This window comes from Maribacter stanieri (assembly GCF_900112245.1).
GTDB lineage: Bacteria > Bacteroidota > Bacteroidia > Flavobacteriales > Flavobacteriaceae > Maribacter > Maribacter stanieri.
In genome coordinates, this window is record NZ_FOYX01000001.1 from 544,051 (window position 1) to 566,929 (window position 22,879).

The 22,879-nt window shown below is 34.0% G+C and carries 20 protein-coding genes; 6 read left to right on the forward strand and 14 right to left on the reverse strand.

Annotation, left to right across the window (positions count from 1 at the left end; translation table 11 throughout):
* Window positions 1-4 precede the first annotated feature (4 nt).
* The 3 genes from BM296_RS02350 to uvrC all read right to left on the reverse strand — a co-directional run bounded on the left by BM296_RS02350 (window position 5) and on the right by uvrC (window position 5,201).
* A complete protein-coding gene (locus tag BM296_RS02350; protein WP_027065764.1) occupies window positions 5-784 on the reverse strand; it encodes a DUF3108 domain-containing protein in 780 nt (259 codons plus the stop codon).
* Between the two features lie 354 nt (window positions 785-1,138).
* Window positions 1,139-3,430, reverse strand: a complete 2,292-nt coding sequence (locus BM296_RS02355) for a patatin-like phospholipase family protein (RefSeq protein WP_245786956.1) — start codon at window positions 3,428-3,430, stop codon at window positions 1,139-1,141.
* Window positions 3,411-5,201 (reverse strand): excinuclease ABC subunit UvrC, encoded by a 1,791-nt coding sequence (gene uvrC / locus BM296_RS02360; RefSeq protein WP_091901176.1) that lies wholly within the window; start codon window positions 5,199-5,201, stop codon window positions 3,411-3,413. The genes BM296_RS02355 and uvrC overlap by 20 nt, the downstream gene beginning before the upstream one ends.
* A 493-nt stretch (window positions 5,202-5,694) precedes the next feature.
* On the opposite strand from uvrC, the gene BM296_RS02365 reads away from it, so the two are divergent.
* The gene (locus tag BM296_RS02365) at window positions 5,695-6,264 is read left to right on the forward strand and encodes a 5-formyltetrahydrofolate cyclo-ligase (protein WP_091901178.1); all 570 of its coding nucleotides are present in this window, start codon (window positions 5,695-5,697) and stop codon (window positions 6,262-6,264) included.
* Here BM296_RS02365 and BM296_RS02370 read toward each other — a convergent pair.
* Genes BM296_RS02370 through ileS form a run of 4 tightly spaced genes read right to left on the reverse strand, consistent with a single transcriptional unit; the run spans window position 6,261 to window position 11,392 of the window.
* Entirely contained in the window at window positions 6,261-6,914 is a 654-nt protein-coding gene (locus BM296_RS02370; RefSeq protein ID WP_091901180.1) for a lipoprotein signal peptidase, read from the reverse strand. The genes BM296_RS02365 and BM296_RS02370 overlap by 4 nt on opposite strands.
* A 33-nt stretch (window positions 6,915-6,947) precedes the next feature.
* The gene (locus BM296_RS02375; RefSeq protein WP_143099034.1) at window positions 6,948-7,568 is read right to left on the reverse strand and encodes a DUF4097 family beta strand repeat-containing protein; all 621 of its coding nucleotides are present in this window, start codon (window positions 7,566-7,568) and stop codon (window positions 6,948-6,950) included.
* 38 nt (window positions 7,569-7,606) lie between these two features.
* On the reverse strand, window positions 7,607-7,990 hold the full coding sequence (locus BM296_RS02380; RefSeq protein WP_027065758.1) for a TraR/DksA family transcriptional regulator: 384 nt from the start codon (window positions 7,988-7,990) through the stop codon (window positions 7,607-7,609).
* 3 nt (window positions 7,991-7,993) lie between these two features.
* A complete protein-coding gene (gene ileS / locus BM296_RS02385; protein WP_027065757.1) occupies window positions 7,994-11,392 on the reverse strand; it encodes an isoleucine--tRNA ligase in 3,399 nt (1,132 codons plus the stop codon).
* A 188-nt stretch (window positions 11,393-11,580) separates the two neighbouring features.
* Between ileS and BM296_RS02390 the strand changes: the two genes are divergently transcribed.
* Window positions 11,581-11,985 carry a hypothetical protein gene (locus BM296_RS02390; RefSeq protein WP_091901184.1) on the forward strand — a complete coding sequence of 135 codons (405 nt, stop codon included), beginning with the start codon at window positions 11,581-11,583 and terminating at the stop codon, window positions 11,983-11,985.
* A 54-nt stretch (window positions 11,986-12,039) separates the two neighbouring features.
* On the opposite strand, the gene BM296_RS02395 is transcribed toward BM296_RS02390, so the two are convergent.
* From BM296_RS02395 to BM296_RS02410, 4 genes are all read right to left on the reverse strand, one after another.
* On the reverse strand, window positions 12,040-14,469 hold the full coding sequence (locus BM296_RS02395) for a TonB-dependent receptor plug domain-containing protein (RefSeq protein WP_091901186.1): 2,430 nt from the start codon (window positions 14,467-14,469) through the stop codon (window positions 12,040-12,042).
* On the reverse strand, window positions 14,444-15,172 hold the full coding sequence (recO, locus tag BM296_RS02400) for a DNA repair protein RecO (protein ID WP_027065754.1): 729 nt from the start codon (window positions 15,170-15,172) through the stop codon (window positions 14,444-14,446). Before recO ends, BM296_RS02395 begins: the two co-directional genes overlap by 26 nt.
* A 118-nt stretch (window positions 15,173-15,290) precedes the next feature.
* Window positions 15,291-16,634 carry an NADP-specific glutamate dehydrogenase gene (gdhA, locus tag BM296_RS02405; protein ID WP_027065753.1) on the reverse strand — a complete coding sequence of 448 codons (1,344 nt, stop codon included), beginning with the start codon at window positions 16,632-16,634 and terminating at the stop codon, window positions 15,291-15,293.
* Between the two features lie 160 nt (window positions 16,635-16,794).
* On the reverse strand, window positions 16,795-17,949 hold the full coding sequence (locus tag BM296_RS02410; RefSeq protein ID WP_091901188.1) for a cystathionine gamma-synthase: 1,155 nt from the start codon (window positions 17,947-17,949) through the stop codon (window positions 16,795-16,797).
* A gap of 84 nt (window positions 17,950-18,033) precedes the next feature.
* Here BM296_RS02410 and BM296_RS02415 point away from each other — a divergent pair, with 84 nt between their 5' ends.
* Entirely contained in the window at window positions 18,034-18,777 is a 744-nt protein-coding gene (locus BM296_RS02415; RefSeq protein WP_091901190.1) for a PdaC/RsiV family protein, read from the forward strand.
* Window positions 18,778-18,779: 2 nt separating this feature from the next.
* Here BM296_RS02415 and BM296_RS02420 read toward each other — a convergent pair whose 3' ends face one another.
* On the reverse strand, window positions 18,780-19,271 hold the full coding sequence (locus BM296_RS02420; RefSeq protein ID WP_231500519.1) for a DinB family protein: 492 nt from the start codon (window positions 19,269-19,271) through the stop codon (window positions 18,780-18,782).
* Window positions 19,272-19,373: 102 nt separating this feature from the next.
* Here BM296_RS02420 and BM296_RS02425 point away from each other — a divergent pair, with 102 nt between their 5' ends.
* Both BM296_RS02425 and BM296_RS02430 read left to right on the forward strand, forming a co-directional pair.
* Window positions 19,374-19,727: an arsenate reductase family protein gene (locus BM296_RS02425; protein ID WP_027065749.1), complete on the forward strand. Its 354-nt coding sequence runs from the start codon at window positions 19,374-19,376 to the stop codon at window positions 19,725-19,727.
* Window positions 19,724-20,626 (forward strand): DMT family transporter, encoded by a 903-nt coding sequence (locus BM296_RS02430; protein WP_091901192.1) that lies wholly within the window; start codon window positions 19,724-19,726, stop codon window positions 20,624-20,626. Before BM296_RS02425 ends, BM296_RS02430 begins: the two co-directional genes overlap by 4 nt.
* On the opposite strand, the gene BM296_RS02435 is transcribed toward BM296_RS02430, so the two are convergent.
* Window positions 20,623-21,240 carry a GntR family transcriptional regulator gene (locus BM296_RS02435; protein ID WP_027065747.1) on the reverse strand — a complete coding sequence of 206 codons (618 nt, stop codon included), beginning with the start codon at window positions 21,238-21,240 and terminating at the stop codon, window positions 20,623-20,625. The genes BM296_RS02430 and BM296_RS02435 overlap by 4 nt on opposite strands.
* 51 nt (window positions 21,241-21,291) lie before the next feature.
* Window positions 21,292-21,765 carry an acyl-CoA thioesterase gene (locus BM296_RS02440; protein WP_091901193.1) on the reverse strand — a complete coding sequence of 158 codons (474 nt, stop codon included), beginning with the start codon at window positions 21,763-21,765 and terminating at the stop codon, window positions 21,292-21,294.
* 122 nt (window positions 21,766-21,887) lie between these two features.
* Between BM296_RS02440 and BM296_RS02445 the strand changes: the two genes are divergently transcribed.
* Window positions 21,888-22,862: an NAD(P)H-dependent flavin oxidoreductase gene (locus tag BM296_RS02445; protein WP_027065745.1), complete on the forward strand. Its 975-nt coding sequence runs from the start codon at window positions 21,888-21,890 to the stop codon at window positions 22,860-22,862.
* Window positions 22,863-22,879: the final 17 nt, after the last annotated feature.

Genomic DNA, 22,879 nt, shown 5'->3' on the forward strand with positions numbered 1-22,879 from the left:
CGGTCTAATCCATTATAATTTTAAACTGATGCTTAAGACCATTATACCCGTCTAAATCTGCTTTTATAGCACCTACCGCTAAATCTGCTTTAATTCTTATGGGAATTCTGTTGTCATCATTCGACACCCATAACGATAAGCTTTCTTGCTCTTTAAATACACGCCCAGATTGAACTAGTGGTCTAAATTTTAAGCATTCTACTTTACCGTATTTTGTATTTAAAACTTCTAAACCTAAATACTTAAGTTTAAAGTCGAAAATACCATCATCATCATAAAGCATTTTCAAGGTAATCGCTTTTCCTACTTCAAGGTCCTCTGTTTTATAATTGTTCCTTAAAAAATAAAAAGCGGATATTAAGTCCTGTATATTGTTCTCTAATGTAAAATTAAGCTTTTTCTTGTTTTTCTTATCATTAAGTTCGGCTTTAGACGCATTATGATCAAAGTTTATTTCAACGTCTTTAGTATAACCGCCTTCATCAATTTTTCGAACAAACCTATATGGCTTGCCGTCTCTTTTATCGAAATAGCTTTCATAAGTATCATCTACTTTAAAAAACCAACTAGCGACACCAGTTGTTTCTCCATGCCCAACCACATGATATACAGGCTTGTCATCTATTGTTGTAGAATTAACTTGAAGTGTAGCATAACTGGCATTTAAAAAGCCATAGTGCATTCTAAATTTTAACCACTCACCTGTTTTAAAGGCAGATTGGGAGCTTTGACTTTGGACACCAAAATATGTTAAGAAAAGGGCGAATAAAAATATTTTTTTCATAGTCCGTAGTTTAATGTAAAAATAGTAATTGATCTTAATCAATCACTTTCGTTACAATATCTTAAACAATATTTATTCCAAAGTATTGTATAAAAAAAGCCCAGTCTAAAAACTGGGCTTTTCCTAAATAACCAACCAAACTTTAAATTATGAAAAACCACTACTTAAAGTTGTAAGGGAACCACCCCTTAGCTGATGTAAATTTAAGGCACATTATTATACCTATAGTACGGTTTAACTTACTTTAATGATAAACTTAACAGTTATTCACACTTCTAATTGATAATTGGGAATTTCTTAAGAAAACAAAATGTAGTTTAAGCTTTTTGAGCCATTATTATTTCTTGGTCATGATCAAAACCAATAGCCAATACTAACAAAAAACTGAGACCTTTCTATTTCTGGCGTCCATGAGTACATAAGGTTTATAGGTCCCAAAAAAGATTCCCAACCATAACCAATACCGTAGCCAGAATACGTTGGTGCCTGAAACCAATCTCCAGTTCTAAACAAATCATCATCTACATTGGCAAAGTTAGCGGAGAATAAGGCATGGTTCTTTTTAGCAAATTCATAATCTAACCTAGCATAGGCTTTCACAAAACTATTACCGGGCAGACTAATAAAATCATAGCCAACAAAAGGTACTAGGTTATTTATAAAATCTGTACCGTAACCTCCTAATATAAAATCGAACGAGGTTACTTTAGATGTACCTAATTTAAAACCACCTTCTGTTTCTATATTAATAGATAGATTTTTAACTAACGGTATAGCCATACCCATACGAGCTTTTGATACTGAAAAATCCTTAAAATTATTATTATAATCTGATGACAATACATAGTAATGCATATCACCACTAAAATATAATCCTCTAGATGGAAAATATTTATCATCGTACGTATCTAGTTTTAATTGACCATAAGTACTAACAAAATTACTTCTTTCAAAATACGTTCTACCACTGCTAGTAGTATTATCTGGCACAGTGGTGTCAGGTATATCCCCAAAAGTTCTAGTACTATATTGTAAGTGTTTAAATTCTGCCCCTAAAGTAAAAGCAAACTCTTCTTTAACTACGGTTTGAATATATAGTTGATTTGTAAAGTCAGATACATTCAAATTAATTGTATTAATTCGGCTTCCTGTGCCAACCTCAAAATTATCCTCTATTAAATCGAAATTTATTTCCTGTTCAAAATCATTGAATCTAGAATTAAAACCAAAACTCCAATACGAACCTTTATCTACATAATACTCGAAATTATATCTAATATTATCCCCTAAAATTAAATCAAAGGAAGCAACATCATCCTTTGATAATATTCTATGCTTTGTCAGGTTAATAATTGCAGCACTTTTATACAAATCATCAAAGTGAGCTCCTAATCTTAAAAATGAGGTATTCCTAGTTTCATCTAAAGGAAGAATTAAATCTTCTCCTCCATTTAAATTATCTAGCAATTTGTATTTTATGGTTCTAAAATTACCTGTTGCAGATAAATTACTAATACCCTGTTGTAGTTTTTTAAAATTAATAGATTCATCTAAATTGAATCGTAATTTACCTTTTACATACCCTCTTGTATGATTAGTATTACCATCAATCAACAATCTATTTACCGTAAGTTCTTCATCTGCCTCAATTACAGAGATTGAATTTTTGTTCTTCTTATAATCTGTTGCCAGCTCTCTTAATTCTTCTATTTTTAAATTTGCAGCATCTTCACCGGTTTTAACTATGTCTGCCAATTTATTGAAATCCAATACGGTATAATCTTCTATTTTAGGTTTTATATAAATATCGGTTTTTGCAGACTTAACTTTCATATCCGCAACCGTTCTATAATTATTAATCTGCAATAGAATTTCAGTAGCGGACAACAATGCTTCCCTGTCAGATAAATCATGCTGAACATCTACACCAATTATTATATCTGCTCCCATAGCCCTTACTTCATCTATAGGATAATTATTAACCACACCACCATCTATTAAAACTTTATCATTAATAACGGTAGGCTCAAATAAAGACGGCAAAGTACCACTTGCCAAAATAGCCTCTGGCAAATAACCAGAATTCAAAATTACTTGTTTACCTGTTTCAATATCGGTTGCTATGCAGACAAATGGGGTAGGCAATTTATTAAAGTCATCTATATCTTTCACATGATACAAAAGTCTAACAAACTCATTATATATATTCTGACCACTAGAAAATGCTGGTGGTACAGTTACTTTAAAGTTTTTAAAAGGCAGCGTTAATGCGTACCGTTCAGAGTCCTCTTTTTCATAAAAAGTCTTAGCACTTCTAGGGAGATTATCTTGTATTAACGAGCCTATATTTGTCGCTTTAAATAACGAATCTAATTCATTAGCGGTGTAACCTGCGGCATATAATGCCCCAACAATAGCACCCATACTAGAGCCACCAATATAATCGATTTCAATACCAGCTTCCTCAATTACTTTTAAAGCACCAATATGTGCCATCCCTTTTGCTCCGCCACCACTTAAAACAAGACCTATCTTTGGCTTCTTCTTTTCCTCCACATTTTGAGACATTAAAGAACTAGCGGTTAACATTGCCACCACTACCCAGATTATTGTTTTATCCAAATTATTATTTATGAAAAGACTCATATATCTTTTTTGCTTTTGACACACCTACCTCTTGACTTAAACTCTCTACCGAAGCTTCTTTGATACGCTTTACCGATTTAAATTTTTTCAATAATTGCTGTGCCGTTTTTTCACCCACTCCATCTATACTTTCTAGCTCAGAATTAATAGCTCCTTTACTTCTTTTATTCCTATGAAGGGTAATACCAAATCTATGCGCCTCATTTCTTGCAGTCTGAATGATCTTTAAACTTTCAGATTTTTTATCTAAATAGAGCGGAATTGGATCTTCTGGAAAATAAATTTCCTCTAACCTTTTTGCAATTCCTACAATAGCAATTTTACCTCTTAAACCTAAAAGGTCAAGACTTTTTAAAGCTGAAGATAGCTGCCCCTTACCACCGTCAATAACAATTAACTGAGGCAAAGGTTGCATTTCTTCCTGTAATCTTTTATACCTGCGATACACAACCTCTTCCATCGAGGCAAAATCGTCAGGTCCGGTTACTGTCTTTATATTATAATGTCGGTATTCTTTTTTCGACGGTTTACCATCTTTAAAGACAACACATGCAGCTACAGGGTTACTACCTTGTATATTACTATTATCAAAACATTCAATATGCCTAGGCTCTGCAGATAATCTGAGATCTTTTTTCATTTGTGCCATAATCCTATTGGTATGGCGATCGGGATCAATTATTTTAATTTGGTTGAATCGTTCTTGCCTAAAAAATTTGGCATTACGTTCAGACAGATCAAGTATCCGTTTTTTATCCCCTAGTTTAGGAACAGTTACCTTAAGACCTGGTGACACTGCAATTTCAAAAGGGACATAAAGTTCTTTTGAATCTGAGTTGAATCTTTCCCTTATTTCAACAACGGCCAATTCTAAAAGATCTTCATCTTGCTCTTCAAGCTTCTTTTTTATCTCCATGGTATGAGACCTAATTATAGAACCATGTGCCAATTGAAGAAAATTTACATAAGCAAAAGAATTGTCTGATATAATACTGAATACATCAACATTACTAATCTTAGGGTTTACAATGGTAGATTTAACCTGATAGTTTTCAAGTACATCTATCTTATCTTTAATTTCCTGAGCTTCCTCATATTTCATTTCAGCAGCCAAAGCTTTCATTTGACTTTTAAAATAAGTAATAGACGATTTAAAATTACCCTTAACAATTTGCCTTATATCATCTATTTGACGTTCATATTCGGTTATAGATTGATACCCCTCACAAGGTCCTTTACAATTCCCTAAATGATATTCTAAACATACCTTATACTTACCTGCATTAATTTTCTCTGCGGATAAATCATAATTACAAGTTCTTAAAGGATATACACTTTTAATAAGGTCTAAAAGGACTCTTACCGTTTTCATACTAGTATAAGGTCCAAAATATTCTGAGCCATCCTTTATCACCCTTCTCGTCGGGAATAATCTTGGAAACCGTTCATTTTTCAAGCATAACCAAGGATATGATTTATCATCCTTTAATAACACGTTGTACCTAGGTCTTAGCTCTTTTATTAAATTGTTCTCTAACAAAAGGGCATCTGATTCCGTAGGGACTACTATATGTTTTATAGCCCTAATTTTTTTTACTAAAACACGTGTTTTTCCGTACTCATGATTCTTATTAAAATATGAGGAAACACGTTTCTTTAAATTCTTTGCTTTCCCTACATATAAAATACTGTCATTACTATCATAAAATTGATAAACCCCCGGTCCGGTAGGCAATGCACTTAATTGTATGTTTAAGGGAATTTCTGTCATAATTCAACACCACTAATTTAGTCTATAATAGCCACTTTATATTACACAACAATGCTTAATTATTAATGCTAAAACCATAATTGCAGTTTACGAATTTGATATTTTTATAAATCTGAAATTGACAATTAAATAAAATTACAAACGTTAAATTATAACATTAATAATGTGTTTAAATCTTGATATAATTAATTTATTGATTTTCAGGTGATTAGATTAATAAATGTTGAGAAATATATACCATAATGTTAATTTTATTATAAAAAAGTGCATTTCAACGAGAAAAAAGTGCATTTCAAGGATAGTGTATTAATTATTTTACCTATTTTTAACTCAACAACAACGATTATTGGCTCATTTACAAAAAACAAAGACTATGGACAGTTATATCATCACCTTGGGAACTTATCTTATTTTAATGTTATTTTTTAAGGTATTTTTTGCTGTTGCAGGTAAAGAATAATTTGATAAATAATATCATTATACTCTCTTCACTATGCTGAAGAAAGATTTACGCATAAAATATTCTCTGCTACGTAGTTCCTTATCTACCCAAGAATTATCATCTAAAAGTATTGCAATTGCAAATTCAGTTTTGCAATTGCCAATATGGAATAATCAATATTTCCATATTTTTCTACCTATTGAGCAAAAGACTGAAATAGATACAGAAGGCATTATATCTATACTTCTTGGTTTGGATAAAAATGTAATTGTCCCAAAAGTTATTTCACCTACTCAACTGGAACACTTTCTACTTACTGACAATACAAAGTTTACAACCAATAATTTAAATATACCTGAACCTGTTGATGGTATTACCATTGAAACTAGCAAACTGGATGTAATATTTATTCCGCTTTTAGCTTTTGATGAATCAGGAAATAGAATAGGATACGGCAAAGGATACTATGATCGTTTTCTTAAAAATTGTAGAAAAGATGTCATAAAAATAGGTCTATCATTTTTTGAAGCTGAGGAAAAAATAGATGATATTGCACCAACAGATATACCGTTAGACTATTGTGTTACCCCTTATAAGACCTACTCTTTTAGAACTTCTTAATCTTGCAAAGTTTCATTTGCTTCAACAGCAACTTCTTCCTCTTTGTTAAAAGCACGTTTATTGAAAACAAGTAGAATACCAACACCTGTACTTATTGCTGTATCTGCAATATTGAATACTGGTTCAAAAAATCTAAAATTCTGACCTCCTACCATAGGCATCCAAGAGGGCCACGTAGAATCTACCATTGGGAAATATAACATATCCACTACTTTACCATAAAACAATTTACCATATGGCTCATCAGAAAAGAGCGTTGCTACTTCATTATAACTTTCATTGAAAATTGCACCGTAGAAGACTGAATCTAAAATATTCCCCAAAGCTCCCGCAAATATTAATGAAACTGCCCAAATCAAAGTATTGGATGCTTTTTTCTTAATAACATCAAAAAGCCAATAGCCAATGCCAAAAATTGCAAATAACCTAAAAACGGTCAGTACTAGTTTTCCTATATTATCTGATATAGGTAAGACATCACTTAGCTTTGCTCCCCAGGCGGCTCCTTCATTTTCAATGAAAAGAATTTTAAACCAGTTAAACACTTCAACAGATTCTCCCAACACAAAATGGGTCTTTATATAAATTTTACTCCATTGATCAATTATTAATATCAATAAAATAAATAGTACAGATTTTTTAATGTTCATGGGCTTTAATCAATGAGCGCAAAAATATAAATATTATTCGGTTTTACTAAGATCTATATTTCCGGTAACAGTTTCTAATTTATAAGTAGATGTTCCATAGGGAATAGAATTAAAAGATACTTTGCCATATTTACTTGTAGCGTTAATTTGAGCTGACTCAGAGACTACTTTTATATTACCACTCTGCGATTTAACCGTAGCATCTGCATCTACATTATTCAACAAGCAAGTGCCATCAGATAAGGACACGTTAAGCTCTTTATATACTCCATCTATGACAACTCTAGAATTAGTACCGAAGATTTCTAACTTTTTATGTACAGGCATGTTCAACCTCAACAAAATAGAAATTACTTTATGTGCACTTAATTTATCATTAGGATTTTCAAAACTTGGTGTAAAACCTGTTTCTACAATCAATGTATTACCATTTGTTACAACCTCTAAACCTAAATCTTGACTATACTCGCCTTCTATTTCTGCCTCTACGCTAATCTCGTTCCCTAAGCTAGTATGCACTTCTACAATGTAGCAATTGGTAGCATCTATTTGTATTAAGCCTATATGATCTGCTAATATTTTATTGTAAATTTTCTTTTGAGCATTAAGCCCCAAACAAAGCAATAGCAGAAAATACAGTAAACACTTCTTCAAAATATAGCTATTAAAAAACGCCCCTAAAGGCGTTTTAATTATGATTGCATATTCTTAGCTTCAATACTAAGCGTGGCATGCGGCACAAGTTTTAACCGTTCTTTGTTGATTAGTTTTCCTGTAACACGACAAATGCCATATGTTTTATTTTCTATACGTAGCATTGCATTCTTAAGATCACGAATAAATTTTTCTTGTCTAATAGCCAATTGCGTATTAGCTTCTTTACTCATTGTTTCAGAACCTTCTTCAAAAGCTTTAAAGGTAGGCGATGTATCATCTGTACCATTATTACCATCATTCATATAAGCACTTTTTAATAGCTCTAAATGACTTTTAGCCTTTTCTATTTTCTCTTCGATTAATACCTTAAATTCTGCCAAATCTTTGTCAGAATACCTCACTTTTAAATCTTCTGCCATCTCTTAATGTTTTTCAATAAACAATTTTGTGTTCACCTCGTCAAAAGTAATTTCAACACCTTCGTCCAATTTTTCTTCAAAAACCAATTCTGCTGTTAAAGTCTCCGTTTTAATATACTCAATATTATTCTGAACAGCTACTTCAACAAAACCGTCTTTTAAAATTTTAACCGTAATCTTATCAGTTACTTCAAAACCAGAATCTTTTCTTATGTTTTGAATTCTATTCACTAATTCCCTTGCAACACCTTCATTCCTTAATTCCTCATTGATGGTAACATCTAAAGCAACGGTTAATTTTCCCGAAGTTGCCACCATCCATCCTTCAATATCTTGCGAAGAGATTTCTACATCTTGTAACTGTAAAGTAATACTTTTATTATTTAATTCGATTGTTAATTCGCCATCCTGCTCAATTTTTTGGATGTCATTCTGAGTAAACCCGTTAACAACTTGAGCAATTTGCTTCATTTCCTTTCCGAATTTTGGACCTAAAGTCTTGAAATTCGGCTTAATACGTTTTACCAATATTCCAGATGCATCATCTAGCAATTGAATTTCCTTAACGTTAACTTCAGATTTTATTAATTCTGATACTGCTTCAATTTCTTCTCTGTCCTTATTATCTAGAACAGGAATCATAATTTTCTGCAATGGTTGACGGACTTTTATCTTCTCTTTTTGGCGAATAGATAATACCAAAGACGAAATTGTCTGTGCTTTCTCCATTTTAACCTCTAAGCTTGTATCTATCAAGGTTTCATCTGCTACAGGGAAATCTGCCAAATGAACACTTTCAAATCCTTTTTTCACGGTTGCTTTATTTAAATCTAAATACAAACGATCCATAAAAAACGGAGCAATCGGTGCCGACAATTTAGCAACTACATCTAAACAGGTATACAAAGTTTGATAAGCCGCAATTTTATCTTGAGCATATTCCCCTTTCCAGAAACGTCTTCTGCACAAACGTACATACCAGTTACTTAAGTTCTCTTGAACGAAATCTGATATTGCTCTCGCTGCCTTGGTAGGCTCATATTCTTCATAAGCCGTGTCTACAATCTTTATTAACGAATTCAATTCTGACAAAATCCAACGGTCAATCTCTGTACGTTGAGCCATTGGCACGTCTTCCTCGGCATATGTAAACTTGTCTAAATTTGCATATAGACCAAAAAACGAATACGTATTATATAAGGTTCCAAAAAACTTACGCTTAACCTCTGCTATACCTTCTGTGTCAAATTTTAAGTTGTCCCAAGGGTTGGCATTGCTAATCATATACCATCTTGTGGCATCTGCACCATGAGCGTTCATAGTCTCAAAAGGATCCACGGCATTGCCCAATCGCTTAGACATTTTCTTACCATCTTTATCTAAAACCAGACCATTAGAGACTACGTTCTTATATGCGACCGAGTCAAATACCATTGTTGCTATAGCATGCAATGTGTAGAACCAACCACGAGTTTGATCCACACCCTCTGCAATAAAATCTGCAGGAAATGTCTTTCCTTCATCTATCAACTCTTTATTTTCAAATGGGTAATGCCACTGGGCATAAGGCATAGAACCACTATCAAACCAAACATCGATCAAATCACTTTCTCGTTTCATCGGCTTACCTGAAGCCGAAACTAATGTAATTTGGTCAACAATATTTTTATGTAAATCTATTTTATCATAGTTCTCTTCAGACATATCGTCCACTACGAAATCTGCATAAATATCCTTTTCTAAAACTCCAGCCTCAACAGCCTTTTTCATTTCAGATTTTAATTCCGCAACAGAACCAATGATTATTTCTTCCTTACCATCTTCTGTTCTCCAAATTGGTAATGGAATACCCCAATATCTTGAACGAGACAAATTCCAGTCATTGGCGTTTGCCAACCAATTTCCAAATCTACCTTCACCTGTTGCTTTTGGTTTCCAGTTAATGGTTTTGTTCAACTCAAACATCTGATCTTTTACATCAGTTACTTTAATGAACCAAGAATCTAATGGATAATATAGAATTGGTTTGTCCGTACGCCAACAGTTAGGGTAACTGTGTACATATTTTTCAACCTTAAAGGCTTTGTTCTCTTCTTTTAATTTAATGGCAATTTCAACATCTATAGAACGTTCTGGAGCTTCGCCATCTTCATAGTACTCGTTCTTAACATACTTACCACCTAATTCTTTTAATTCAGGTCTAAACTTACCTTGCAAATCGACCAAAGGAACCAAGTTTGCGTTTTCATCCAATACTAGCATTGGCGGAATTTCCGGTACTGCTTGTTTAGCTACAAAGGCATCATCTGCACCAAAAGTAGGTGCCGTATGCACTATTCCGGTACCATCTTCTGTTGTAACGAAATCACCAGCTATTATTCTAAAAGCATTTTCAGCATTTTCATACGGAAGCACATAATCTAACAACTGCTCATACCTAATACCTAATAAGTCTTTACCCTTAAACTCTTTTACAACATAAAAAGGGATTTTTTTATCACCAGAAGTGTATTCAAGCAATTCAGATTTATCTGAAACTTCATTGAACTTTCCTGAGAACTGCTTACCTACCAAGTTTTTGGCAAGAATAACGTTCATGGGTTCAAAAGTATATTGGTTATAAGACTCAACTAATACATAATCTATTTTAGAACCTACAGTTAGTGCCGTATTAGAAGGAAGAGTCCAAGGTGTGGTAGTCCAAGCCAAGAAATAAATAGTGCCTTCGTTCTGCAAAAAATCTGGCAATGTTTCTTCTACAGCTTTAAACTGTGCAGTTACCGTAGTATCTGTAACATCTTGGTACGTACCCGGTTGGTTTAACTCATGAGAACTTAAACCTGTACCTGCTTTTGGTGAATATGGTTGTATGGTGTAGCCTTTATAAATCAAACCTTTTGAATAGATTTGCTTTAACAGCCACCAAACGGTTTCCATGTATTTAGATTTGTAGGTAATGTACGGATCCTCCATATCTACCCAATACCCTACTTGTTCGGTCATTGAATTCCAAACATCCGTATATCTCATAACCGCTTTCTTACAAGCAGCATTATACTCTTCAACTGAAATCTTTACTCCGATATCTTCTTTTGTAATACCCAGTTCTTTTTCAACTCCAAGTTCAATTGGAAGACCATGCGTATCCCAACCAGCTTTACGTTTTACTTGAAAGCCTTTCATGGTCTTATACCTAGGGAAAATATCCTTTATGGTTCGAGCCATTACATGATGTATACCAGGCATACCATTTGCAGACGGCGGACCTTCATAGAATACATAACTATCCTTACCCTCACGGGAAGAAATACTTTTCTCAAAAATGGCATTCTTTGACCAGTAGTCAAGTATTTCTTCTGCGACCTTTGGTAAATTCAATCCTTGATATTCTGTGAACTTCATACGAAATGCTTATTGTACTGGGATTTAAAGGCTGCAAAATTATAAAATTTTGGTCAAAAAGGAGCGTATTAATAGCATTGAAATGCCTCTAAACCATGTAATAAATGAATTATTAACCTGCTAAACATCCAAAAGTTAAATTTCTACGTATATAACTCCGAACAATTAACCATTAAACGTTTACACAAATGAAAAAAGTAATTTTAGGATCATTAGCAATTTTAGCACTTAGTATGTCTGTTTCATGTAGAGATGCTGCCGACAAAGCTAAATCTGCAACTGAAGAAGCTGGCGCTGCTTTAGAAAATGCAGGAGAAGAGTTAAAAGAAGCAGGTCAAGATTTAGAAGAAGCTGGCGAAGGTGCAATGGATGCTGCTAAAGAAGCAAGCGAAAATGCAATGGATGCTGCTGAAGATGCAGCTGAATCAGTAAAGGAAGCTGGTCAAGAAGGTATGGATGCCGCTAAAAAAGCAGGTGAGGATACTATGGATGCTGCTAAAGAAGCAGGTAATGATGTAAAAAAAGCAGCTAACGATGCAGCTGATCAAGCAGCAAAAAAAGCTGACGAAGTAAAGAAGGCGGTTAAACACTAACAATAACCTTTTTTTTATAATTATAAGAGACCCGTTAATAGCGGGTCTTTTTATTTAAAAATTATACCCTACACCAATAATTAAATTTATTCCCGGCGCTACTATACCAGAAGAATATGTTCTATATCGCTGATCGGTAAAATTTTCTAAACTACCTGTTACCTTAAAACGGTTGGTAATATCATACTGAGAGCGAAAATTTAAAGTATACCATGATGGTGCATATGGGTTTCCATTTTCATCTACAGCATAGATATACTCTTTTGATTGCTCTGACATTGCCAAATCATCATTAGCTATTTCCCCATTGTAATTCATAAACAAATCTGTGCGCAGCCTTTGATTTTTCCATACCACATGAAAATCTCCAAAAGTTGGTGCCGCATGTCTTGCAGGTGTTTCCGTACCGTCATCTTCTTCTTCTATACCTTCCGTCAACGTTAAATTAGAAGATAACGACCACTGCTCAGTCAAATATGCTTCTACTCCAAATTCAAATCCATAAACATATGCTTTCGCTGCATTTTGAATGGCTTGTACATTACTTAATTCACCACCATATTCTATTTCTGAGAAACCATTGAAACTAAAATCTCTACGCACCAAAGCATCTACTAAATAGGTATAATAAGCAGTACCTTTTAAAATAATCTTATCATTTATATTTCGCTGAACTCCTACTTCGACATTATATGCATACTCAGGTTCTAAATCTGTATTTGGTACAACAACAGAACCTGGCTCTGAATCGAAAATTTTACCAACATCGTCAATATTTGGAGCTCTAAAACCGGTAGACCCGTTTAGTGTAACCTGGAGATTTGCTCTAGGAAACCAGCTAAAACCTATACTACCGGTCAATGCTCCCGTACTTAAATCTGCTGTTTCAAATGGAAAGTCATAAAAAGTATCATCAAAAATTGCATCGACCCATACGTGACTGTAACGCAAACCAGACATTATTGTAAAATTTGGTTTTGCCTTGTATTCCCCATTTACATAACCTGCCAAACTTTGCCATGATGAATCATCTGGATATCGCGATGCCGCCGCGGTTCTTTCATTAGTATTGATATTCAGATCAAAACCGGTGGATCCAATTTTATTGTAGATATACTCACTACCATAATAAAGCCTAAAATCACCTAATTTTTTATTTTCGAAATCTACAGTAAAGTTTACTGCATCTACTTTTTCTTTGGTCGTATTTCTTACTTCATCTTGAAAATCCCTATTAATTCTGCTTTCTTCAAAATGTTGATATGCCAAGCCTAATTTTAAACCGTCGTATACTTTACCATCTCCCTTTTTCTGTAATTGAGCATTACCCATAAACCATTTTTGCGGTCCATAATACCATTCTGCAGAGCGCAAGCCCAAACCATCGCTCGTTGGTCTAATTAAACGATCATATCTAGAATAGTCTGAAGTTTCAGTGTAATATGCACCTAAATTTAAATCCCACTTAGCCTTTGGTTTATATAGGAATTTCTGCATTAGATTAATTTGATCGTAACCGGTTGGCACTTGCTTCTTTGGTGAATTATTCTCCACCAATTCATCAACTCCATTTACCGTGCGAACAAACGTATTTCTTAAATAAGAATCAGGACCATGGGCACCCATTCTCAAATCATTAAAGTTATTATAAGTAATACTGGTTAACGACGACCATGTTTTCTTTCCTAAATTAATATCTGCATGTACCGTATTCTCCATATTGGCAGAGGCAAACCTATAGTTGGTATTTCCATGCAATAAAATACTATCATTCTGGGACAGCATAGGTTTGTTCGTATAGAAATTCATTACCCCACCAATAGCATCGCTCCCATAAATAACCGATCCAGGACCAAATATTACCTCTGTATTTTTAATGGTAAAAGGGTCTATTGATATTACATTTTGCACATTACCTCCTCTAAATATCGCATTGTTCATACGTACCCCATCTACTGTCAATAACAATCTATTTGTAGCGAAGCCCCTAATCATAGGGCTACCACCACCCATTTGGCTTTTTTGAACAAATACTTTACCACTATTTTGAAGTAAATCTGCAGCCGTCTGTGGTGTAGTAAAGGCAATTGACCTGGCATCAAGAGAAATTATTCTATTTGGAATATCTCGTTTTTGCTGCTCCCATTTAGAAACCGACATTACCACTTCATCCAGTTGCTGCGCTTTCATAATCAAGAAAGCCTTATGACCTTGTCTCTGTAATTGTAGCCTGGTTGTTTTAAATTCTTGATAACCAATATGCTTTAAGGTAATGCGCTCTTTATCCATAAAGACGGCTGCATCAAAAACACCGTCAAAATTCGTTAATGCAATTTTAGACTTGTCTTTGTTAAATACGGCAACATTGGCAATCTCTTCACCACTATCCGCGTCTAAGACAGTTATTTGCTGGGCACTAACAATAGTGCTACATAAAAAAAGTGCTACAAACAGATACTTATACATACGTATTGAAAACTTCATTTAAAACGGCAAGCGACTTTGGTTTCCTGAATCCTTGTAAGTGTAATTCAAAATAAAGTATTAAGGATTTAAGTAATTCTTGGCGATTGGTTTTTTTCATCTTTACGGTATGCATTGCATCAAAATTTATGCCCAAGAAGGTCTTGAAATAATAAATATTTTCTCCCCTAAGAATCGGATTCAATGATTCTATAGCTACAAACTCACCTTCTAGCAAATCAAAATACGGCTTATCTATCTGATATACATCTGGATAAAAACCTAAAAACCGAGTTAATGACAACATAAAATACAGATGAAAATTAGCCACATCTTTATTCATATCCAACCATTGTAACGATGCTATAAGATATTCGAATAAATCCTCATTCTGTTCCTCTTCTCGAATACTATTGCCTAAAAGCTCTGCTAAAAATAATGTCATGGCATTTTTAGCCATATCTGCATAAAGTGTTTGGTAATGATAAGACACCTTTGCTTCTTTTATCGTCTCTAAAGTACCTTTGTTTTTATGGTTCGCTACAATTTCTAATTGCGTTAAAGGCTGAAAATAGGCTGACTTTAATTTCCCTTTTTTTGAAGCTAAAACTCCTCTTAACAAATAAGATTTAATACCGTCTGATGCTGTAAAGGCTTTTACAATAAGACTTGTGTCGCCATATTTAATTGCAGAAAATACTATCGCCTTTGTCGTTACCTGCATATTATAACATCTATTTCAACAAAGATAGTTGATTGGAGCTTGGTGACGAAAGGGTATAAAAAAATGCGAGGTTTCATAATAGAACCTCGCATTATATATAAAAAAGATATATTTAATACTAAATAACCCCTTGTGCTAACATAGCATCGGCAACTTTAACGAAACCTGCAATATTGGCTCCTTTTACGTAGTTACAGAAACCATCTTCTTCTTTACCATATTCAATACAAGAATCATGAATATCTTCCATAATATCTTTTAAACGCTCATCAACCTCTTCACGTGTCCAGCTAATTCTTAGTGAATTCTGAGACATTTCTAAACCTGATGTTGCTACACCACCAGCATTAGATGCTTTACCTGGTGCAAACAATATTTTTGCATTGTTGAATTCATGAACAGCATCTGTATCACAAGGCATATTTGCACCTTCTGCAACACACATACATCCATTACTCAATAGATTCTTAGCATCTTGTTGATTCAACTCGTTTTGAGTGGCACATGGTAATGCGATATCACATTTAACATCCCAAGGAGTTTTACCCGCGTGAAATTCTGCAGAAGTATACTTATCTGTATATTCAGAAATACGTCCTCTTCTGTTGTTTTTAAGATCCATTACAAAAGCTAGCTTCTCATCATTAATGCCATCTTTATCATAAATATACCCACTAGAATCTGAAAGTGTTACCACTTTTGCACCTAATACAATAGCTTTTTCAGCTGCAAATTGCGCAACGTTTCCTGAACCAGATATAACTACCGTTTTACCATCAAAACTTTCGTTTTTGGTCTTCAACATACTTTGTGCAAAATATACGGTACCATAACCTGTTGCTTCTGGTCTAATTTTAGAACCACCCCAAGAAAGCCCTTTACCAGTTAATACCCCGGTAAACTCGTTACGTATCTTTTTGTACATACCAAAAAGGAACCCAATTTCACGAGCACCAACACCTATATCACCAGCAGGTACATCTGTATTAGGACCAATATGTCTATTTAATTCTAACATAAAAGCATGGCAAAAACGCATTACCTCATCATCAGATTTTCCTTTTGGATCAAAATCAGAACCACCTTTACCACCACCCATTGGCAGTGTTGTAAGGCTATTTTTAAATACTTGCTCAAAAGCTAAGAATTTAAGTATACTAGCATTTACGGTTGGGTGAAAACGTAAACCACCTTTATATGGACCTATGGCCGAATTCATTTGTATTCTATAACCACGGTTTACATGTATTTCACCGTCATCATCTACCCACGCAACTCTAAAAGAGATTAAACGCTCTGGCTCAACCATTCTTAAAAGAATGTTCTTACCATTATATATGTCTTGATTTGCAATATATGGTATAACAGTTTCTGCAACTTCTTGCACCGCTTGTATGAATTCTGGTTCGTGACCATTTCTGGCGATAACCTCATCCATAAATGCTTTTATTTTATTCTCCATAAAGCTATTTACACTTATTTAAATTATTGATTTCAAAATATAACGTCAAAATTATGCTATTTGTGTAATTTGATTGCTTATTTTTTTAAAAATCGATATAAATTGTTGTTTTGGCAACAAACTACCTATTCTTACTACACATAATTTAACATTTAGGCAATTATCCTATCGCTTGCTCTAAATCTGCTATTAAATCATTAACATCTTCAATACCAACACTCAATCTAATTAACGAATCTTCTATTCCACTTTTTAGTCGTTCCTCCTTTGGAATACTTGCATGGGTCATACTTGCCGGATGACCTGCTAAGCTTTCTACCCCACCCAAAGACTCTGCTAATGTAAATATGCGTAGCTGCTCTACAATCTTAATTGTATCGTTATAACTACTTCCTTTGGGCACGAAAGAAATCATACCCCCAAAATCTTTCATTTGCTCTTTTGCAACTTTATGATTGGGATGGTCCTCAAAACCAGGCCAATATACTTTTTCAACCTTTGGGTTACTTTTTAAATATTCTGCTATTGCTCTTCCATTTTCACAATGGCGTTGCATACGTACATGTAATGTTTTAATACCTCTCAATACTAAAAAGCTATCCATTGGCCCACACACGGCACCACTTGCATTTTGAATAAAATAAAGCCTATCTGCTAATTCCTTCTCCTTAACTATTAGTGCACCAACAACAGTATCACTATGACCCCCAAGATATTTAGTTGCCGAATGCATAACAATGTCTGCACCCAACTCTAATGGTAACTGTAAATAAGGCGTGGCAAAAGTATTATCTACCGCTAAGAGAATATCCTTATCCTTAATCAAATTGGCTACTGCTTTTATATCTATGATATTCATCATAGGGTTCGTAGGTGTTTCTACCCAAATCAACTTTGTTTTGGAATTGATTTTATCTTGAATTGCATCCGCACTTTGCATACCTACAAAATGAAATACTATACCAAAGTTTTCAAAAATCTTTTTAAAAATTCTATAAGACCCACCATACAGGTCATTGGTTGAAATTACTTCGTCACCTGGCTTTAATAATTTCATTACTGCATCTATTGCCGCTAACCCACTACCAAAAGCCAAACCAAACTCACCACCTTCTATGCTTGCCAATGAATTTTCTAAGGCAGTTCTTGTAGGGTTAGCACTACGAGAATACTCATACCCCTTATGCCCACCTGGTGTAGTCTGTGCATATGTAGAAGTTTGATAAATAGGAGGCATTACCGCCCCATAGGCTTCATCTGGTTGTTGACCACCGTGTATTGTCTTTGTATTAAACTTTATGTCTTTTGCAGCCATATTAAAGTATTTATCATACAAATGTATCGTTATGTTTTGGGGTATACAATGAAGCTGTATTTTTACACTAAATCTAATTTTTCCATGAAGTCCAAGTTTACCTGCCTTATCATCTGTATTCTTCTTTTTGCCTGCAATAATAAGAACACTCTTTCTTTTGAACCACTAACAATAGCTACTGATTCTTGTGAAAACTGTACTACGGTAACCATAGAAATCCCTACTGCTAAAGGCAATACCAAACTAAGTGAAACCATTAATTCTGCTTTAGAAGGAGAAATAATAGCTTTGTTAAATTTTGATGAAGAAAGCAATGCCCAAAATCTTGAAGATGCTAAAAAAGCTTTCGTTTTTGATTACGAAGAACTAAACGGAAAATTTCCTGAGGAATCTATGCCATGGGAAGCTAATATCGAAGGCACTATTACCCACGAAAATGAAGAAATAATTACCATTGAAATACAAACATATATTTATACCGGTGGAGCACATGGCTACGGCACTAACCGCTATTTAAACTTTGACAAAGTAAAGGGCTCAGAATTATACCAAGAAAACTTATTCAAAGACATAGATGGTTTCAAATCTTTTGCCGAAACCTTATTTAGAAAACAAGAAAATATACCTGCAACAGGCTCTATTAACGATACTGGTTTTATGTTTGAAACTGAAAGTTTTTATTTACCCGATAATATTGGATATACTGAAAACGGATTAATTCTATTCTATGAACCATACGAAATAGCATCTTTTGCAGATGGTCCAATTATTTTGACCATACCCTACACAGATGCAAATCCCTTTTTAAACTTTCCACAAAAACTGTAGCACTACTGCTTTAGCAACAAAGATATTTGCCCAATATGTAATCCTTCATGAAATAAATTAAAAGCTATGGCATCCTCTACATTTCTAAGGGTTACACGAGCACTTGTGGTATACTCATTAAAAGTTTGAAAAAGCGCAGTATTATAATCTTCAATAAGCCATTCTGCCGTTGAAATCAAAAAATCTGCAACCTTCATGATTTCCTCATCTGAGGCAGTACCATCTGGAACAGTTCCTTTACTAAATTTCGAAATCAAATCATCTGGCACACGCATTTGTAAACCACTGAATTTATATATTAGAATTTGTTGTGTAACTACGGTATGCGCAATATTCCAATAAACATTATTATTAAATCCTTCTGGTATTTTAAGTAATTTTTCTTTTGGTGTTTTTGTCAATATCGCATGTAGATTTCTACGATTTTGTAACATTACTTCAAAAATATTCTCTGTCATCATTTCACATTTAAATGCATTGTAAAAGTAGCACATTAAATGATATTTAAGTTTCTTTGTACTCCTAACATCGTTTTTCAAAAACGAGTGTTTTAATCATCTATAGTATTAAATACACTTAATAAAATATCCAAAAGCATGAAAAAAATATACCATTTAAGTACTTGTTCTACCTGCCAGAGGATTATTAAAGAATTACAACCACTTACTGATTTCGAATTACAGGATATAAAAACAGAACCGATTACCGCTTCTCAATTAGAGCAAATGCATAGCCTTTCTAATAGCTATGAATCTTTATTCAGCAAAAGAGCAGTTTTATACCGTGAGAGAAACTTAAAAGAACAAAATCTTACAGAAGCAGATTTCAAAGACCTAATTTTAGAACAATACACCTTTTTAAAACGACCTGTTATTATTGTAGAAAACCAAATTTTTATTGGGAACAGTAAAAAAGTGGTTGAAGCCGCTAAAATGGCAATTCACTCGTGAACAAAAGACTACTCGCCATACTTGCTGCCTTAGGAGCAACTACCATCTATGGGGTAAACCACACTATCGCTAAAGGGATAATGCCACATTATGTTCAACCTTTTGGTTTCATTATCCTTAGGGTAACAGGTGCCGCTATTTTATTTTGGCTGATTTCACCTTTAGGGCCAAAAGAACGTATTGATCCTAAAGATTATCTACGTATGCTCATCTGTGCTTTATTAGGCATGGCAATGAATATGTTGGTTTTTTTTAAAGGGTTATCACTTTCTACCCCTATTAATAGTGCCGTATTAATAACCACTGTACCTATCGTAGTCTTAATACTATCGGCTGTAATTTTAAAAGAAAAGATTTCAGGCAGAAAAGTTCTAGGTATTGCCATAGGACTTCTTGGGGCTCTAGGTTTAATATTATTTGGAACTGAAGTTAGGCAAGACGCCCCAAATATTCCTCTTGGGAATTTCTTGATATTTATGAATTCTGTATTCTACGGCTCCTACCTTGTTTTAGTCAAAGTACTAATTTCCAAATACCACCCATTCACTTTCATGAAATGGCTATTCTCATTAGGTGTACTTATTTGTTTACCGTTCGGGTATGAAGAATTTATGGAAATATCATGGAATACATTACCCCCTGAAGCTTATTTTGGTATTGGCTTTGTAATTCTAGGAACTACATTTTGTACATACCTATTTAATATTTTTGCCTTAACCCAATTAAAAGCTTCCACGCTAAGTGCTTTTGTTTATGTTCAGCCTTTAGTAGGAATATTTTATGCCGTATTAACGGGACAAGATACAATCACAACTATTAAAATTGTAGCTGGTTGTTTTGTTTTAGTTGGTGTTTACCTTTCTAGTAAAAGACCAAAGCGACAAGTTCAAGAAATTTAAAGATGTGATTTTTTAGCGTTTTCTAAATGAAGTGATATTATTTTTACAGCTTGTTCCTCATCTCGTTGATGCATAGCTGACACCAAATTAAGATGTTCTTTCATAATTTCATTCAAAGGTCTATTTAAACCCACAAGATCCATGAATGATAAGATTTTTGCAGATTTAAAAAGCTGGTATAATGTTCTATTACCACAATTTTTAGCAATAAACTCATGAAAATATCTATCTATCTTATAGAAAACGTAGTTGTTTTTTGGACCATTTTCAAATGGAACAAGAAGATTCCTTAAGTCATCAATTTTAGATTGTGGCGCGTTACGGGTAAATAATTTTACCGTCATTGTTTCCAACGCTATTCTACAATCAAACATTTCTGCAATCTCTTGTTCACACAATTCCCTAACCAGAAGACCACTGTCCAAACTCCCTACCAGTAGATTCTCTTGTTTTAGCTGAAGCAGCACAACTGGTATGGTATCGTCTTTAATATTTAAGGTGTGCGATAGCCTATGTTCAGTTATTAGCTGACCAGGCGCCAATTTCTTGGTGACAATCAACTTTTTAACTTTACCGTATGTCTCTTGAAATACTTCTTCTGGTAGGCTAACCATTAATTCATTATAATTTGTTACTTAAAAATAACCTTTTTAACATTCCAATTCCTATAAATTTTTAGGAACTCTCGCGAATTTTCTAGAATCTTCTTTTGTAAGCACCTTAAAACCATCTGCTTTTTCTAGCGCACTGAACTTACTAAGTAAATCATTAGTTAAGCCTGTAAGCTTTCTAGCTTTTAAATCTATCCACGCACCCATCATTTCGCAACGGGCTATATTCTCGCCTTTATGATTATAAAAATTATGATGAAACTCAAAAAACATTCCATCTTCGCTTAAACCCATAATTTCTAAAGAAACTTTTATTGGCTTGCCAGGAAATGCTTCTTTAAAATAATATACATGCTCATAAAACACCACAGGTCCTATTTCATGGGCAGCCATTGTCTTATGATCAAAACCTTGCTCTATTAAAAAAGCCATACGCGTATGGCTCATAAAGTTAATATATGCCGAATTGGCCAAGTGACGGTTTGCATCAACATCGCTCCATCGTATCTCAAAATCTTTAAAGTACATATTTATATTTTTTGTTATGCATGCATAATACCCCATAAAAATAACATAGTTTTGAAATCTAAGAAATAAAGAACACCGTTTTTTATAGTTATTTTTAAGTCTCTTTCAAAATTCATATTGTTATGTCAACAAAACCTGCTTTCATAAAAGAATTATCATTACCAATAGTTGCAGCTCCAATGTTTTTAATTTCTGGACCACAGTTGGTCATTGAATGCTGTAAAAATGGTATTGTCGGTACTTTTCCTGCTTTGAACCAACGTTCAACTGAAGGATTTGAGGAATGGGTTATTGAAATTAAATCTGCCTTAAAAACGTTTGAAGAAGAAACAGGTAAAAAAGCTGCACCGTTTGGTGTAAATCTAATTGTGCACGCAACAAACCCAAGATTAGAAGCTGATATTAAAATTTGTGTAAAACATAAGGTACCGTTAATTATTACTTCACTAGGTGCAGTTTCACAAGTTGTAGATACTATTCATAGTTATGGCGGACTGGTTTTTCACGATGTTATTAAAAAACGTCACGCAGAAAAGGCGGCAGAAGCTGGTGTTGACGGATTAATTCTTGTTGCAGCTGGTGCCGGAGGTCATGCGGGTAACATTAACCCAATGCCATTAGTTGCAGAAATAAAGAAATTTTTCCATAAAACTATTCTACTTTCTGGTTGCATAAGTACTGGTAGAGATATTGCCTCTGCATTACAAATGGGCGCGGATTTAGCATATATGGGAACTCGCTTTATTAATACCAATGAAAGTAAAGCCACACCAGAATATCGCCAAATGATTATTGATGCCGGTGCTAGCGATGTGGTTTATACCGCTTCTATTTCTGGGGTACATGCCAATTTCCTTAGTGCCAGCTTAAAAGCTGCAGGTATTACGGAAGACGATTTAAAAAAAGATGTAAAAATAGATTTTGGAAAAGAGCTGGATACTGAGGCTAAAGCATGGAAAACCATTTGGTCGGCTGGGCAAGGTTCCGCTCTTATTAATGATTCTACCTCGGTAACCGAATTGGTATCCCATTTAAAAACTGAATTTAAGGAAGCCGTTGAAGAACAAATAAAAGTATTGGAAACTTACCCAAAGTAAATTCAGAAATTTAGCTT